The organism is Thiocystis minor, from assembly GCF_016653465.1.
In the GTDB taxonomy this organism is placed as follows: Bacteria; Pseudomonadota; Gammaproteobacteria; order Chromatiales; family Chromatiaceae; genus Chromatium; species Chromatium minus.
On record NZ_NHSQ01000137.1, the window covers coordinates 14,483 to 29,899 of the forward strand.

At 61.6% G+C, this 15,417-nt stretch carries 14 protein-coding genes; 10 read left to right on the plus strand and 4 right to left on the minus strand.

What is annotated here, in order from left to right; all coding sequences use genetic code 11:
• The first annotated feature begins 115 nt into the window (after positions 1 to 115).
• From CCR95_RS18790 to CCR95_RS18835, 10 genes are all read left to right on the plus strand, one after another.
• Positions 116 to 361 carry a type II toxin-antitoxin system HicB family antitoxin gene (locus CCR95_RS18790; RefSeq protein ID WP_201097329.1) on the plus strand — a complete coding sequence of 82 codons (246 nt, stop codon included), beginning with the start codon at positions 116 to 118 and terminating at the stop codon, positions 359 to 361.
• Entirely contained in the window at positions 352 to 954 is a 603-nt protein-coding gene (locus CCR95_RS18795; RefSeq protein WP_201097331.1) for a hypothetical protein, read from the plus strand. Before CCR95_RS18790 ends, CCR95_RS18795 begins: the two co-directional genes overlap by 10 nt.
• Positions 947 to 1,306 carry a hydrogenase maturation nickel metallochaperone HypA/HybF gene (locus CCR95_RS18800; RefSeq protein WP_201097333.1) on the plus strand — a complete coding sequence of 120 codons (360 nt, stop codon included), beginning with the start codon at positions 947 to 949 and terminating at the stop codon, positions 1,304 to 1,306. The genes CCR95_RS18795 and CCR95_RS18800 overlap by 8 nt, the downstream gene beginning before the upstream one ends.
• Before the next feature lie 101 nt (positions 1,307 to 1,407).
• Positions 1,408 to 2,310, plus strand: coding sequence for a hydrogenase nickel incorporation protein HypB (hypB, locus tag CCR95_RS18805; protein ID WP_201097335.1), 903 nt, complete (start codon positions 1,408 to 1,410; stop codon positions 2,308 to 2,310).
• Between the two features lie 161 nt (positions 2,311 to 2,471).
• The gene (locus CCR95_RS18810; RefSeq protein WP_338115440.1) at positions 2,472 to 2,948 is read left to right on the plus strand and encodes a hypothetical protein; all 477 of its coding nucleotides are present in this window, start codon (positions 2,472 to 2,474) and stop codon (positions 2,946 to 2,948) included.
• Positions 2,949 to 3,125: 177 nt separating this feature from the next.
• Positions 3,126 to 3,605 (plus strand): DUF302 domain-containing protein, encoded by a 480-nt coding sequence (locus CCR95_RS18815; protein WP_201097337.1) that lies wholly within the window; start codon positions 3,126 to 3,128, stop codon positions 3,603 to 3,605.
• A 32-nt stretch (positions 3,606 to 3,637) separates the two neighbouring features.
• On the plus strand, positions 3,638 to 5,776 hold the full coding sequence (locus tag CCR95_RS18820; RefSeq protein ID WP_201097338.1) for a glycosyltransferase: 2,139 nt from the start codon (positions 3,638 to 3,640) through the stop codon (positions 5,774 to 5,776).
• The gene (locus CCR95_RS18825; protein WP_201097340.1) at positions 5,773 to 6,696 is read left to right on the plus strand and encodes a glycosyltransferase family 2 protein; all 924 of its coding nucleotides are present in this window, start codon (positions 5,773 to 5,775) and stop codon (positions 6,694 to 6,696) included. Before CCR95_RS18820 ends, CCR95_RS18825 begins: the two co-directional genes overlap by 4 nt.
• Before the next feature lie 430 nt (positions 6,697 to 7,126).
• Positions 7,127 to 7,576 (plus strand): CCDC90 family protein, encoded by a 450-nt coding sequence (locus CCR95_RS18830; protein WP_201097342.1) that lies wholly within the window; start codon positions 7,127 to 7,129, stop codon positions 7,574 to 7,576.
• A gap of 44 nt (positions 7,577 to 7,620) precedes the next feature.
• Positions 7,621 to 8,637: an NAD-dependent epimerase/dehydratase family protein gene (locus tag CCR95_RS18835; protein ID WP_201097344.1), complete on the plus strand. Its 1,017-nt coding sequence runs from the start codon at positions 7,621 to 7,623 to the stop codon at positions 8,635 to 8,637.
• On the opposite strand, the gene CCR95_RS18840 is transcribed toward CCR95_RS18835, so the two are convergent.
• The 4 genes from CCR95_RS18840 to CCR95_RS18855 all read right to left on the minus strand — a co-directional run bounded on the left by CCR95_RS18840 (position 8,582) and on the right by CCR95_RS18855 (position 15,116).
• Positions 8,582 to 10,951: a DUF1631 domain-containing protein gene (locus CCR95_RS18840; protein ID WP_242523347.1), complete on the minus strand. Its 2,370-nt coding sequence runs from the start codon at positions 10,949 to 10,951 to the stop codon at positions 8,582 to 8,584. The two genes, CCR95_RS18835 and CCR95_RS18840, sit on opposite strands and share 56 nt — an antisense overlap.
• 222 nt (positions 10,952 to 11,173) lie before the next feature.
• Entirely contained in the window at positions 11,174 to 13,006 is a 1,833-nt protein-coding gene (gene glmS / locus CCR95_RS18845; protein ID WP_201097346.1) for a glutamine--fructose-6-phosphate transaminase (isomerizing), read from the minus strand.
• 220 nt (positions 13,007 to 13,226) lie between these two features.
• Entirely contained in the window at positions 13,227 to 13,730 is a 504-nt protein-coding gene (locus tag CCR95_RS18850; RefSeq protein WP_201097348.1) for a hypothetical protein, read from the minus strand.
• Between the two features lie 114 nt (positions 13,731 to 13,844).
• On the minus strand, positions 13,845 to 15,116 hold the full coding sequence (locus CCR95_RS18855; protein WP_201097349.1) for a hypothetical protein: 1,272 nt from the start codon (positions 15,114 to 15,116) through the stop codon (positions 13,845 to 13,847).
• Between the last annotated feature and the right edge of the window lie 301 nt (positions 15,117 to 15,417).

A 15,417-nucleotide genomic window follows, 5' to 3' on the forward strand; every position in this document is an offset into this window, starting at 1 on the left:
GTCAAGATCAACACGGCTCGGGGTCCAAGGTAACCGCGAGAGAAACCTATGCGACCTTCACGTCTTTTGGGGTTCAACTGCTTTATAGTGTGATGAACGTTTTGCAGGTGAAACGATGCTTCAAAGCTATCTCGAAGCGGCAATGCGCCATGCTCATGACGAATTGATTCAAGACGATGAGCCGTATTATGGCGAAATATCACCTCTGCCAGGAGTCTGGGCAACGGGTCAAACACTGGAAGAATGCCGTCACAATTTATTGGAAGCGGTCGATGGCTGGCTTGTATCCAGGATTTCGCGCGGAATGGCCATTCCGCCGCTTGATCATATTCAGGAGACAGGAGCTTTGCGATGTGTGTAGCAATCCCCATGGGAAAGCGCGATGGTCAACATGGAACGCGCGTCGGTCGCTTTCTGCGTGCGCGTCCGTCCCGGATCACCTCACTGGCGGCGCTCGGGGTGTTGTCGTTCGGTCTGCTGTTGCTGGCGAGACAGCCGGAAGCCTGGCCGTTCGTCGTCATTCTGCTGGCCAATGCCGCCGCGCTGCCGATGTTCGGCGTCCTGCTGGAACGGCTCCCGACCCGCTGTCGTGGCTCCGAGATCGGTTATCCGCGTTACGGGATGATCGGTCTGACGGCGCTGCTGGCCGCACTGGCGTTCCTGACGGGATATCCTGGCGCGGTCCTGGGCGCGCTGCTCCTGGCCTTGACCTGGCACCTGGCGGCACGTCCCCTGAACTGGCAACTCGCCTGGTGTCGCGAGCCGCCGCCATCCGGTCTGCGCCACCTCCCGCGAATCCTGACCGCCGGCGCCCTCCTCCCGCTTCTCGTCGCCGTGTCGACGCTCACCGAGACGCCATTCCTGCCGGCCCTGTCCGTCCTTCTAACCGGGATCCCGGTCGGACTCCTGGCTGCTTTACTCCTACGCCACCGCGCGGATTTTGCCGATGCATGAACTCTCGCTCTGTCAGTCTCTGCTCGATCAGGTCGAACAGATTGCCCGCGAGCATGGCGCAACCCGCGTCGATCGCATCCTGCTCAAGGTCGGCCCCTTGTCCGGGGTCGAGGGGTCGTTACTCCAGCATGCCTATCCGCTGGCGGCGGCGGGCACCATCGCCGCACAGGCGGAACTCGTCATCGAGTCATCCCAAATCCGCGTCCGCTGCCGCCAGTGCGAGGCCGAAACCGACGCCACGCCGAACCGGCTCCTTTGCGGCGCCTGCGGCAGTTTCGAAACCCGCCTGATCAGCGGGGACGAATTGCTGCTGGCGAATCTGGAATTGAGCATCCCCGATCAGGATGACTGATCCATGCCAGCGGGTCGAATAAAGCCGCGAAACCTTGAAAACGCTGTCTTCCCTTCTTTTTCGAATCGCTTAAACTGACGCTTTCGCTGAGAGATTCTGTCATGTGCAATACTTGCGGCTGCAACATCACACCAGGGAACGAACATCTCGTGCGCGCCGACGGGAAACACGCGCTCACCGAGGATGGCCGCGCGGCCGTGACCGTGCTCCAGGGTCTACTGTCCGAGAACGACCATCAGGCCGCCCACAATCGGGAACACTTCGACCAGCATGGGGTGCTGGCGCTCAATCTGATGTCTTCGCCCGGCGCGGGCAAGACCAGCCTGCTGGAGGCGACCATCGAGGCGCTCGGCGGCGAGTTTCGCATCGCCGTGATCGAGGGCGATCTGGAGACCGAGAATGACGCCGAGCGCATCCGCGCCAAGGGCGTGCCGGCGATTCAGATCGCGACCGGCAGCGCCTGTCATCTGGACGCCCACCTGGTTCACACGGCGCTGCATCACCTGGATCTCGATGACATCGACCTGCTGTTCATCGAGAATGTCGGCAATCTGGTCTGCCCCGCCAGTTTCGATCTGGGCCAGCATCGCAATATCACCCTGCTCTCGGTGCCCGAGGGCGACGACAAGCCCGCCAAGTATCCGGTGATGTTCCGGACCGCCGATCTGGTGCTCTGCACCAAGGCGGATCTGCTGTCGGTGCTGCCCGAGTTCCAGCCCGAGCGAGCGGAGCGCTATCTGCGCCAATTGGCCAGCACGGCGCCGTTCATGACGATCGCCACGCGCGGCGACGCCGCTTTGGCTCCCTGGCTGCAATGGCTGCGCGATGAGCTGCGTTCCCAGCGCGCACGACTTGAGCTTGGCCGCTCGATTCGTCCGACGATCAAGCCGGAGAGCGCCCATCCGCCTGCAGGGACCGCAGAGCAGCTACATCGTCACGCCCATGACCATCATCATTCCCATGACCATGGCCACCATCATTCCCACTCCCATGCTCATGACTGAACCGTCCCGATGCCGATGGCACCCATTCCCGGCCGCGAGAAATGGTCCTTGGACACCTTGAGATTTCGAGGTAGCGCAAGCACTAAGAGAGACCGATTTCAAGTTGGCTTACACATGACCGCGCCAGTAAAACAATAATCCATCTCTGGAGAATTCAACACGTGTTCATCAAATCAAATACGACCCTCTTTGCGATGACGTTGAGCACCTTGACCGTTATCGCCGCCTATACGCCCGCGAGCCACGCCTTCGATTTTGGCGACATGATGAATCCAAGCCGCTGGATGAACGGCAACGACCGTAACGATGAACCTTACGATGAGGGCCCCTATGAAGGAGGCTATGGCTATCCGCCAGGCGCCTATGGGGTTCCTTATGGAGCACCCTACGGCGTGCCCGGATTCGGTCCCCCACCGCCCACCGGGTATGGCGCCCCCGGTTATTCTGGCGGGACACCGATGCCCGCCGCACCGGGCGCGCGACCGCCTCAATCGTCGCCCGGCAATGCCGACCAAGCCGAGATCGAGGCACTCAAGCGACGCATCGAGGAACTGGAGACGAGGCAACCTCCGGCTCAGCAGCCACCCTCGACCGACTGGCCTTCCGCTCCCGCCTTCCGCCCCATGAATCAGTACTGAAATTCGCATCCACAGCGTCGCTTTCGAGCCGGACCCCGCCTGCGCGCGGGGTCTTGCGTTGTCTGTCGACCCGTCCGGGCATGTCCATTCGCCGACAGGCATCCGCCTGATCGCTCAAGACGGCGTCCCCTGTTAAGATTCTGGCGACCGACGAATCATCCGATGGAGTACAGGCCCATGTTGACCCGCTCACGTTTGCTCGCCGTTCTGTTGCTCATCGGCTATTTTCTACCGAGCGCGTCAGCGGCGGATCGCGACGACTCCAGCCTCTATCGTAGCGATGCCGCCTTCGAGGATGTACTCGAAGGACTGAAGGCTGCGATTCTGGAACGCGGTTTGTACATCAACAACGTCATGGACATGGGCGAGATGCTGGAGCGCACGGGAAAAGACCTCGGCATGCAGGATCCCCTCTATCTCCAGGCCAAAAACATCGAGTTCTGCAGCGCGGTGCTGTCGCGGGAGATGACCCGCGAGGATCCCTCGCGCATCGTCAACTGCCCCTTCATCGTCAGCGTCTACACCCTGCCCGAGCAACCCGGAATCACCTATGTCGCGCATCGGAAGATTCCGTTAGCCACGCAGGAATCGAGCGCGTCGATGGCCGGGATCGCCGCGATGCTCCAGGCCGTGTCCGAGGCCGCGGTCTCCTGGTGATCGGCGGTGCGATGACGGAACAGGACCGCTAAATGGCAACCGCAAGCAATCAGGGCTCGGGCCTCCTTTGGATCGGGCTCCGCTATCTACCCCGCGCGCTCCATGTCCTGCGCACCGAAGGGATTGGCGTACTGCTACGCAAGCTCAAACGGCGTTTGCGGACCACCGCGTTCGCGGTCCCAGGCCCTCCCAAGCTGTTGTCCTTCCAGGAGCCATTCCAACCCGTGACGCTGCCCGCGACGGAGGCGCCGGTCGCCTCGGTCGTGATCCCAGTGCATAATCAGTTTCACTTTACCCATCATTGTCTTGCCGCCCTGGCACAAGCCGGCGCCTCTAGTACCTTTGAAATCATCGTCGTCGACGATTGCTCCACGGATGGAACCGCCGCGCGTCTCGCCGACTATCCAGGGGTGCGGCTGATCCGTAACGACGAAAATCTTGGTTTCGTGGGCGCCTGCAATCGTGGCGCGAGTCTGGCGCGCGGCGAATTCATCGTCTTTCTGAACAACGACACCCAGGTGCAGGCGGGCTGGCTCGACGCACTCATCGAGACCTTTCGGGAAACCGAAGACGCCGGCATCGTCGGCAGTCGTCTCCTCTATCCCGATGGACGCCAGCAGGAGGCGGGGGGCATCCTCTTCAACGACGGCTCGGCCTGGAATGACGGACATCTGGACGATCCGAACAAGCCCGAATACAGCTATCGACGCGCCGTCGATTATTGCTCGGGGGCGGCGCTGGCGATCACCAGCGCGCTGTTCCGACAACTGGACGGATTCGATCGCGCCTTTGCGCCCGCCTACTATGAAGACACCGATCTCGCCTTCCGCGTCCGGGCCGCCGGCTTTCAGGTCTACTACCAGCCCCTGTCGGTGGTCATCCATTTCGAAGGGGTTACCGCCGGGCGGGACGAGCAGGCCGAGACCGGACTCAAACGCTTCCAGCGCATCCATGCCGAGACCTTCCGTCAACGCTGGCAGCGGGAGCTGGCAACCTTTGGCCAGCGGGACGATGTCGCGACCCCGCTCGGCGCGAGCGCCCTCGAACAGGCCCGGGAGCGCAATGTCCGACAACGGGTGCTGGTGGTCGACAATTACATGGTCACCCCCGACCGCGAATCCGGCTCGCTGCGGATGGTCAATCTCTTCCGCATTCTGCAAGGGCTCGGCTATAAGGTCACCTTTGCCGCGGCCAATCTGGAGGCGCCGCAGCCCTATGTCGCCGATCTACAACGCCGCGGGATCGAGGTGCTCTACCGTCCCTATGTCCGCACCCTCGCGCGTCATCTGGCGGAGCATGGCGGGATCTACGACCTGGTCATCCTGAGTCGGGCCGATGCCGCCGCCGCGCTGATGGCCGCGGCGCGGCGCCATTGCCCGCGTGCGCGCATCCTCTTCGATACCGTCGACCTGCACTTTCTGCGCGAGCAACGACTGGCGCAACTGCATGGCGACCGAGGGATCCGGCAGGTCGCCGCGACGCGCAAGCGACAGGAACTGGCGCTGATGCGACAGGCCAGTCTGACCCTGGTGGTCAGCGAGGCCGAACGCGATCTGCTGGCGGTCGAGGCGCCGGATCTTGCCGTCCATGTGGTCTCGAATATCCATCGGATCCACGGCTCCGCCAGACCCATGGACGAGCGTCGCGGCCTCCTCTTCATCGGCGCCTTCGCGCATCCCCCGAATACCGACGCGATCCTTTTTTTCTGCCGCGAGATCATGCCACGACTGCGGGCACGCATCCCCGACCTCGCGCTTCAGGTCATCGGCGCGGATCCGCCCGCCGAGGTGCTGGCCTGCGCCGGAAACGGTGTCGAAATCCTGGGCTATGTCCCGGATGTCGACCCGTATTTCGCGCACTGCCGGCTCTCGGTAGCGCCGCTGCGCTACGGGGCCGGCGTCAAGGGCAAGATCAACCAAAGCCTTGCCCACGGCCTGCCGGTGGTGGCCACCACGATGGCCGTCGAGGGGATGCACCTGGTCCATGGCGAATCCGTGCTGGTCGCCGACGACGCGCCCGCGTTCGCCGCGGCGGCCGAGCGTCTGTATACCGATGCGCAACTCTGGCAGCGTCTGTCCGATGGCGGGCTTGAGGTGATGGAACGGTACTTCAGTTTCTCCGCGGCCGAGCGGGCAGTGCGTCAGGCGCTGGGTCTGGAGCCGCTGCCATGACTCCGCCCCAGAGCGCCGCCCCCGCGCCGGCGGTCAGTGTCATCATCGTCAATTACAACGCGGGACCGCTGCTTGCGGAATGCGTGGCGGCCGTGCTGTCATCGAGCCTCCGGGTCGAGGTCATCGTCAGCGACAATGGCTCGGTCGACGACAGTTTGGAGCGATTGAAAGCCGCCCGGAGCCAGGAACCACGCTTGAGCGTCCTGGAAAACGGCGCCAACCTCGGCTTCGCCAGGGCCAATAACCGGGCGTTGCCGCTGGCCCATGCCGACTACCTGCTGTTTCTGAATCCGGACTGCCTGATCGGACCCGAGACGCTGGCCAGAATCGCGGGGTTCATGGACCGCCGCCCGGATGTCGGCATGGCGGGCTGTCTCATCCTCAATCCCGATGGCAGCGAGCAAGTGGCGTGCCGCCGCTCCATTCCGGATCCCTGGATCGCGTTCAAACGCTTGACTCGACTTGATCGGCTGACGCCCGGCGCGGGCGGTCGACGTTTGAACCATGACCGCGAACCGCTGCCGACCTCGCCCACCGACGTCGAGGCCATCTCCGGCTCCTTCATGTTCGTCCGCCGGCGGGCGCTCGACGCGGTTGGCCCGCTCGACGAAGGCTATTTTCTGCACTGCGAGGATCTGGACTGGTTCGTGCGTTTCCATCGGACAGGCTGGAAGATCGCGCTGATCCCGGATGTCAGCGTCATCCATCACAAGGGGGCTTGCAGTACTAGCGACCCGATAGCCGTGGAGCGGCACAAACATCGCGGCATGGAGCGTTTTTTCCGTAAGTTCCAAGCGCATCGTTATCCCCGACCCTTTAGCGCTCTGGTCATCCTTGGCATCCGCCTGCATTTTTTCTTGATTCGGTTCGCGGCTTATGTCCGATCGTTGGCAAGAGGCATTTTCAAAGGCTCGCGGTAAACCGACTCTTGCCGAACGTCCCTGGCCACTAAACCGCGTCCAGTGCGGTATGCGATGTTTTTGGATTGGATTAACCTTGGCCGCATCTAGGATAGTCGGAGCGGACGCGGTTTAGGACAAGCCCGATGAGGCGACAGCAGCTTAGGCGATTTTCGGGAAAGTCCGTACCCGATCAAAAGCTCTGGAATTGGACAGGATTAACAGGATTTTTCAAGATTGACAGGATTGATAAACAACGACTTATATCCTGTTAATCCTGCGAAATCCTGTTAATCCTGTCCATTAACCGCATCTCTCTGTGTAGCCTGTTTTCAGGAAATCACCTTAACGTGCATGAGGCGGTATCCACCTCGCGTCAAGCGGAACAGCGTGTACGTCCTTCTGGCTCGGTTGACTTGCCTGCATCGATTTTCGGTCGCATAGTAATGCGATGATTTCCAGTGTCGCACTCTACGAAGCACTCACCACGGCCCCCGACGAGCGCACCCGCGCACGCGTCATCGCCGAGGCTTTCGAACGCCTTGAGGAACGCTATCCGCACCTGCCGGACCTGGCCACCCAGGGCCATGTGCGCGAGTCCGAGCTGCGATTGCAAAGAGAGATCGAACTGGTTCGCGCCGATCTTAAGGTGGACATCGAGCAGGTCCGCGCCGCTCTCAAGGCGGACATCGAGCAGGTCCGTGCCAATCTCAAGGCGGACATCGAGCAGGTCCGCGCCGACCTCAAACGTGACATCGAGCAGATTCGCGCCGATCTGCGCCAGACCGAGCTGCGTCTGCAAAAAGAGATCGCGGACATCAAGCTCGATCTACTCAAATGGCTGGTTCCGCTGATGTTCGCCCAGGTCGCCGCGATCGCGGCCCTCGTCAAGCTTTTGTAGCCCGGCCCACGGAGGACGCAAGCGCGTTAGCGATTGGAGACGTCATGAACGAAAAGCGCGACGCGGCATTTGGAAACGTTCTGGTGACCGGTGCCACCGGCCAGGTTGGCCGCCGGCTGGTCTCTGCCCTCCTGCGGGAAGGTTGCCCGGTATCGATCCTGACCCGCGATCCCGAAGCGGCACGGACTCTCTGGCCGGATCGCCCGGTGGCGGTACGCGCGGGCGATCTGACCGATCCGCATTGCCTGAAATCGATCTGCAACGGCATCGACACGCTCTTTCATCTGGCCAGTTACGCCCCCCGAACCGACGAGGCCGATCTCTACAACGCCCCCAGCCATTGGCCAGTCACGGCCGAGGGCACGGCGAACCTCATGACGCAGGTCGCGCAATCGGCCATCCAGCGGCAGATCTACGTCAGCACCATCAAGGTGATGGGCGATCGGGCCGGCGCGCCTGGATGCCCCGCCGACGAGACGCTGTCCCCCAAACCGGACACACTCTATGGCCGTGCGAAATTGGCGGCCGAGCAGCGGGTTTTGGAGACCGGACGGGCCGCCGGCATCCAATCCAGTATCCTGAGGCTACCCATGGTCTATGGACTGGACGGCAAGGGAAACCTCTCGCGCATGATCGCGGCCATCGCGGCGGGACGCTTTCCGCCCTGGCCCCGGATCGACAATCGCCGCTCGGCCATTCATATCGAGGACGCGGTGGACGCCGCGCTGCTGGCCGTGCGACAACCGGCGAGCCGTGGAGAGACCTATTTTGTCACAGATGGGCGCGGCTATTCGACACGCTGGATCTACGAGCGGATTCTGCTCGCGCTAGAACGGCCGATTCCGCGCTGGAGCACGCCGTTGTGGATGCTGCAGGCCGCTGCCGCGGGCGGAACCATCGGCGAGCGCCTGCTCGGTCGTCGACTGCCGCTGACGCTGGACGGACTGGCAAAACTCACTGGAGATGACTGGTATTCGTCGAAAAAGCTGGAACAAACGCTGGGCTTTACTCCGAAACAAAGCCTGGAGACCGAGATCCCGCGCCTGGTTCGGCGGATGTAGGACCCACCTTTTGCAGCACCTGCGCGACGGCGCGATCCGTGAGCGGATTCTGACTGAGCAGACGCGCGGTCCCCTTACGCAGATGATCGGCAAGGCTGGTGGCCGCCAATGTCATGGCGTTTTCGCCCTGCCGGTTAGTAAAAAGATAGACCCGCTTGAACTCGCTCACCCAGTTTAGCCGCAGGGTATTGCGAGTGCCCCGAAAGCTCTGGAATTCGATCCAGGCGCCGACCTCCAGCGCCTGCACCAGGCTCAGATGGCGATCCGCCCGCGCGTCCGTCGGCTCCGGCTTGGGCGCCTGGAGCGGCTGGATGTCGGCGACCGTGTCACCGACTCCACTCGGCCTCGGAGGGTCCGGTACACCGCGCGTCTGGCTCTCGCGAGTCGCGACATCGGAGGAATTGTCATTGTGCAAGGCCGCCATGTGCAGACGGATCAATTCGCTGAAGAAATCGTCCCAGGCGCCATCCAGTTTGACACGCTCAAGTCCCTGGCGCAGTCGCTTGAGCAGGTCGGGTAGCAGCACCAGCAGCCGGTCGCGCTCCTGCTGGCCAAATTTTGGCTCCACGCTCCAGATCAATTCATCCATCAGCCGGAGACCTTCGCTCCAGTCCGGGCCGTTGTCGCCCGCGCGCGCAAAGGTCTCCGCCAGCACCAGACGCCAATGGCGTTCAAGGAAATCGACAATCAGCGGCGCGACCTTGTGGCGCTTGGCACGCAACTCGATCTCCGTCGCGGCCCGGTTCGCCGCGATCTCCCGGCGCTCCACCGATTCGAGCTGGGCAACCATTTGCGTGGCCCTACCCTGGGCGCGGCCCTCCTCGTCTTGCAGAAATTCCTCAAGTTTCCGCACCTGACTCGAAAAAATCTGGATATCCGAATCAAAACCGCTGACCACGCTCTCAACGATGGAGCGGATCTTACCGAGCAGACGCGGTTCGTCGTTTTCATGGCGGCCGATACCCGAGGTCGCGATCGCGTCAAGCAAACGTCGGGCCGGATGCTTGCGGTCGGAGAAAAAGGTTTTGTCCAGGAGCGCGACCTTGAGCACCGGGATCTGCAACTTCGCAATCTCGGCACGCATGGCGGCGGAGAGATCCGGATCGTTGAAAATGGCATCGAAGAGCATCGACACGATGTCGATGGTCATGGCATCCATCGGATGCGACCAACTGGCCATCGGCGTCGACCGAATTTGCTGCAGGACATTGCCCTGCGCGGGATCGATCCGCACCGCGCCCATTCCCGGCATCGACTGTGGATCGGCGTATCCGCGCTGCAAACCGCTCAGCGCCTCGACCAACTGATTGACGCCGAGGTTCGAGGGCGCTGGCGGTCCCATGCTCATGGCCGGAGCCGTCAACGATCCCGACTGCCAGCCGGCAGGCGCGGATGCGTGGAGCGCATTTGCCGTCTGGATCGCCTGCAGTAGCTGGCTGAAGACATCTTGATTGACGCTAGAGACCGTGGCACCCGAGCCGGGTGACATCGCCTCAGGGCTTTGCCTGAGCGGAGCCGTCCTGTTTGATTCGGACAAGGGAGCACCCCCCGACACCATGCCGGAACCGCCTTGATTGCCGATGAGTGGCGTGCCTGAAAGCGATTGGGGGCTGGCCAACGGGATCGTCGGCAGAATGCCCGATTGGGCCAGATAACGATTGAGTTCGGCATAGATGCCGGGAAGTTCGGCGGCGGTCTGACGCTCGAACGATTGCAGCAGCGCAAGGGCGAGTTCCCGGCTGACATCCATCTCGGTCAGGGCCTGGAGCATGGCGCTGAACAGATGACCTGGATGCAGTGGATTGTCGTCCTGACTGAGACGCTGAACATGCAGCAGGACGCCAAGTCGGCGATCGAGCGCGACGAGGTGTTGGGAGCAATTGAAGGCGGCGCGGGTGGATACTTTACCGATCGCCAGATCCTGCTCGAACTCATCGGTATCGATCAATTTCAACTCGTCGGGGACGCGCTGATTGTGACGCGGATGCGCGGAGTTCAGGGCGGCCATGCTCGCATCGAAGTTGGCGGCATACACCCCCTGGAACTGTCCGAGCAACCCTTGAGCGCGATTGGCCAGAAAGTTCATGGCGGCGAAGCAGGTCTGTTGCTGCTCCAGGTTGGTCGCGCGGTCCGCCATGCCGAGAAATTCGTCGTTCGCGCGACCGAGGTGCTGGACAAAAACCGAGGTCACGCTCTGAATCAATCGGTCACGGCAGGTCGAGAGGAGGGACGGCGCATCCTCCGACATCTCTCGTGGCAAGGATGCGTCGCGGCCGCCAAACGGCAGGACATTGGACATAAGTGCCTCGGCCATAGGTCGATCATCTTCGCTTTCAGCAACTTGCTGTATTTTGGCTGACATCTCCCGGGGCGGAGCAAGACTCGCTGCCGCTATTGCCGTTTCATCCGTGCATCCGCGGGACGAGAGACTTGCGCGCGGCGAGGTCGATTGGCATCTGCCGCGCTCTTGGGCATCAGTATAGAAGTCCGTGCCTGCCGCGGCTGCCAACTCGCTAGCAGTCCTCGAACTCAGTGTCTACTCGACCGTGACCGATTTCGCAAGATTGCGCGGCTGATCCACATCCGTGCCCTTAAGCACGGCGACATGGTAGGCCAGGAGTTGGAGCGGCACCGTGAAGATCAGTGGATCGATCAGGTCATCGGTCTCGGGTAGGCGGATGACGGTGACCCCATCGCCCTCTTCCATCGGCACCTGAAAATCGGCAAAAACATAGAGCTGGCCACCCCGCGCGCGGACCTCTTCCAGATTGGATTTGAGTTTTTCCAGCAGGGCATTATTGGGAGCGACCACGACGACCGGCATGTCCTCGTCGATCAGCGCGAGGGGACCATGCTTAAGCTCGCCAGCCGGATAGGCTTCGGCGTGAATATAGGAGATCTCCTTGAGTTTGAGCGCACCCTCCATGGCGATCGGATATTGTTCGCCGCGCCCCAGAAACAGCGTGTGATGCTTGTCGACGAATTGTTCGGCCAGCACCGCGATGCGGTTATCCAGGGACAACACCCCTTCAATCTTGCTCGGCAATGCGCGCATCAGCCCCACCAGGCGCGCTTCGCCAGCCTCGTCGAGACGATGAAAGCGGCCCAGAACCGTGGTCAGCAACAGCAAGGCAACCAACTGGGTCGTGAATGCCTTGGTGGACGCGACGCCGATCTCCGGTCCCGCATGCGTCAGAAGGACCAGATCGGACTCGCGCACCAGCGAGCTTTCGGGCACGTTGCAGATGGCCAATGTCGTGTCATAGCCGGACGCCCTGGCGAGACGCAGCGCCGCCAACGTATCGGCCGTTTCTCCGGACTGGGAGATGGTCACGAACAAGGCATGCGGAGGAACGACATGGGTACGATAACGGTATTCGCTCGCGACCTCTACCTGACAAGGCAGCCCAGCGATGGACTCCATCCAGTAACGGGCGACCAAGGCGGCATGAAAGCTGGTTCCGCAGGCGACAATGGTGACCGCCTGGATGCCGCTGAACAGCTCGGCGGCCTGGCTGCCAAAACTCTCCGGCAAGACCCGGTTGCCGGCCAGCCGACCCTCTAGCGTGTCAGCGATGGCGCGTGGCTGCTCGAAGATCTCCTTAAGCATGAAGTGGCGGTATTCGCCACGCTCGGCGGCATCGACCGCGACCGAAGACGTTTTGACCGGGCGCTCGACCGGAAGGCCGTCGCGATCCCAGATGCGGACCCTTTCACGCGTCAGTTCAGCGATATCGCCTTCTTCCAGGAAGATAAAGCGATTGGTGACCGGCAACAGCGCGAACACGTCAGAAGCGATGAAATGCTCCCCGAAGCCCACCCCGATGACCAATGGACTGCCCTGGCGGGCCGCGACCAGATGCTCCGGATCCTGCGTGTCGATCACGCCGAGCGCATAGGCGCCACGTAGCCGGGCGGTGGCCTGACGGACCGCCTCGATCAGGCTGTGCTCGGCCAGGAGCGCGTCGTAGACCGCATGGACCACCACCTCGGTATCCGTCTCGGACGTGAACCGGTGTCCGGCACTGCGTTGTTCCCGGCGCAGAACCTCGTGATTCTCGATGATCCCGTTATGGACCAGCGCACAACGGTCTCGACAAACATGCGGATGGGCGTTGTGGGTCGCGGGCTCGCCGTGGGTCGCCCAGCGCGTATGGGCGATTCCCAGCGTGCCGGGCAGCGGATGGGCGGAGACCTCCTCGCTCAAACGGGCGACTTTGCCGAGCGTGCGCGCGCGGTTGAGCGAACCCGATGCGTCGAGGACCGCAATCCCCGCAGAGTCGTAACCGCGGTATTCGAGTCGCCGCAGCCCCTCAAGCAGGATGGCCGCGACCGGACGTTGGGCAATACCGCCGACGATTCCGCACATGGTATGAGAGTCTCCCTGAGGTTGCGATACAGAGGATGAGGATGGATGCGCGGTCACGCCGCTCAAACCGCGTTCAGCGTGAACAGGCGTCGTGGCGAGCGATCACAGATTCGCAGCGCTAGCGGCGATCATACGGTATCGACTTCGCATTCAGGAAGAACCAACGCGATCCATCCCTGGATCGCTCCCGTCGCATCGACCGACGGGCGATGCCGACGAATCAGGGCGCTTCCAGGGTCAGCACGTCGCTCGCACCGTCAATGGAAAACTGGATTCCAATAAAGGCGCTGAAATCGCTCGAAGCCGCGCTCACGCTTCCGATTTCATCCCCGCTATTGAAACTATGCGAACCCAGTAACGTTAGATTCTGAGGCGGGCTCGTGCCATCCGCGAACAGCGTCATTTCGACAGTCGCCGCGTTCAGAATCACGCCATCGCTGACGCGCTTCTTACGGGCATAGTATCCAACCAGATCGCCACCCAGGCTGATTTCGCCTCCGTCGTACTGCCAAAGCCCTTCGCTATCATCGACATTCGTCAAAGTAGAAGTTCTGGTGAGCACGAGATCGATGGGCGCCGCGCTGACCTGGATCGGGCAAGCCAGAGTCAGCGCGAGCGACATCCCCAACGCTAACGACATCTTTAACCCTTGGGTAGATTGGATTATCTGCATGGACATGAACTCCGGGAGCGATTCATCGTTGACGGGAAGATCCGGCGACAACAGGCAGCCGCCGCTGAAACCTTAACCACTGATCGATGAACAGTCAAAGACAAGGCCAGTCGGCTCCCGAGCCAACGCGGACAGGCATCAGTCGACGGCCGCGGCTGACTGCGATCAGAGGATCGCCGCGCCAGGGTGCGCGGCATCCCTCTCGGTTACGTTCGCCTTGATGTGCTGCATGAACGCGCCGAGCGTTCCCAAAAATAGACTGCTGATCGCATACCAGCCAAAAAACAGAAACGTAGGACGGCCTTGACTCATTGAGTTCAGCAAGATCGCGAGCAGCATCGGAACGATGAGGGTCGCCGCGCACGCGATCAGCAGATCTGCATGTGTACGTGAGCGAAAGCCGAGTACCGCGCCTAGCGGCACCGCGATGACGATTGCAACCAGGTTGCCGTGTGGCAGAATCTGTCTGAACTCGTCGAAATGCTGCTGCACCGTCCATGGCGTAAACGCGTCGGGGTCGACCAGCCAAAACGGAACCGTCACGGCCACAAAAGAGACTGCCGCGGCTAAGCCGATCGTCAATAGTTTATCCAACTCCCGCGACTTGATGTGGTATGCGGCGAGCGGTACCGCCACCAATAAGAAATGAGCCCGCCAGGACAGCATCACACCGAGCAGGAGTCCACAGACGATCCCGAACATTGGCGTCCGTGCACGCAGCGAGAGCAGAATGCACGAGGTCACCGCCAGCGTATTCGCGCTCAGATCGCCGCCCGTCAGGATCTCCGCGACGAGCACTGGGGCAAGCACGAGCAGCGAGAGCAGATGAACCGAGGAAAGGTTTGCATTGCCTGTCTGCCGCTTCGAAGAAAAATAGAAGACACCAAGCCAGAAAAACGATTGGATCGCGCTGCCCCAGACCAAGACGAAAGGTGCCGAGACAAGCAATGCGCCCGGCAAGGGGGCAATCGGAGTACCGATTTCCGGGCAGCCATCATGGATCCCGGACAGAGCTTTACAGCGATAGGGATAGTTGCCTGCCGCCAGTTGTCTGACCGCGACATCGATCGCCTCGTCACGATCGCTATAAAAGCCCAATCGGCCGGAATCGGCGATCGGGTAGACCACCAGAAAAAGCAGAAAGAGCAGCGTGAAAACACCCAGGACATGCCACCCCACGATGTGACGAACCGGGGCCAGAGACATCGAAAACAATCGTCTGCAGGAAACGAAGAGCCCCAATAGATACAGCATCTGGAGCAAGAGTGTTGTCCAGACAACCGGAGCAAAAGGGTAGGCTGTTAGGGAAACCTGCACGAATCGCTCAATCATCGCCAGTGTCGGTACAGCCGCGAAGAAACAAAAGATCCAAAGCCAGACAGGGCTCGCAGCAGATCTGGCAAGCAAACCCTGATGGTTAGAGAGATTGGTGCTCACCGCCGCGTTTGCTCCATGGCCGATTCCTCCTCAAACGGACAGACTGCCCCGGCATGGCCTGTCGTCAAAGGGCGGAGCAATGCCGCCCTCGATGCTCGGGCATCCCAACGCCCGACCGGTCTCTCGTTACGGGCAAGGCGGCATGTCGCCACCCAGCAATTGCGCGGCGTTAATGCATCCCATTACACACAACTCCCCGTGTGCGGGTAAAATAGGTTTGAGCATTCACGTTCATTGGGGATCGCATGGGCTGGGCAGAAGACGAATTTCGCGGGATCGCTCTGGGCGACGCGCGCCGCGA

What these genes read in the sequence shown, in the direction of transcription:
- CCR95_RS18790 (WP_201097329.1), top strand. Translation starts at nt 116, where the DNA reads ATGCTTCAAAGCTATCTCGAAGCGGCAATGCGCCATGCTCATGACGAA.
- CCR95_RS18795 (WP_201097331.1), top strand. Translation starts at nt 352, where the DNA reads ATGTGTGTAGCAATCCCCATGGGAAAGCGCGATGGTCAACATGGAACG.
- CCR95_RS18800 (WP_201097333.1), top strand. Translation starts at nt 947, where the DNA reads ATGCATGAACTCTCGCTCTGTCAGTCTCTGCTCGATCAGGTCGAACAG.
- hypB (WP_201097335.1), top strand. Translation starts at nt 1,408, where the DNA reads ATGTGCAATACTTGCGGCTGCAACATCACACCAGGGAACGAACATCTC.
- CCR95_RS18815 (WP_201097337.1), top strand. Translation starts at nt 3,126, where the DNA reads ATGTTGACCCGCTCACGTTTGCTCGCCGTTCTGTTGCTCATCGGCTAT.
- CCR95_RS18820 (WP_201097338.1), top strand. Translation starts at nt 3,638, where the DNA reads ATGGCAACCGCAAGCAATCAGGGCTCGGGCCTCCTTTGGATCGGGCTC.
- CCR95_RS18825 (WP_201097340.1), top strand. Translation starts at nt 5,773, where the DNA reads ATGACTCCGCCCCAGAGCGCCGCCCCCGCGCCGGCGGTCAGTGTCATC.
- CCR95_RS18830 (WP_201097342.1), top strand. Translation starts at nt 7,127, where the DNA reads ATGATTTCCAGTGTCGCACTCTACGAAGCACTCACCACGGCCCCCGAC.
- CCR95_RS18835 (WP_201097344.1), top strand. Translation starts at nt 7,621, where the DNA reads ATGAACGAAAAGCGCGACGCGGCATTTGGAAACGTTCTGGTGACCGGT.
- CCR95_RS18840 (WP_242523347.1), bottom strand. Translation starts at nt 10,951, where the DNA reads ATGGCCGAGGCACTTATGTCCAATGTCCTGCCGTTTGGCGGCCGCGAC.
- glmS (WP_201097346.1), bottom strand. Translation starts at nt 13,006, where the DNA reads ATGTGCGGAATCGTCGGCGGTATTGCCCAACGTCCGGTCGCGGCCATC.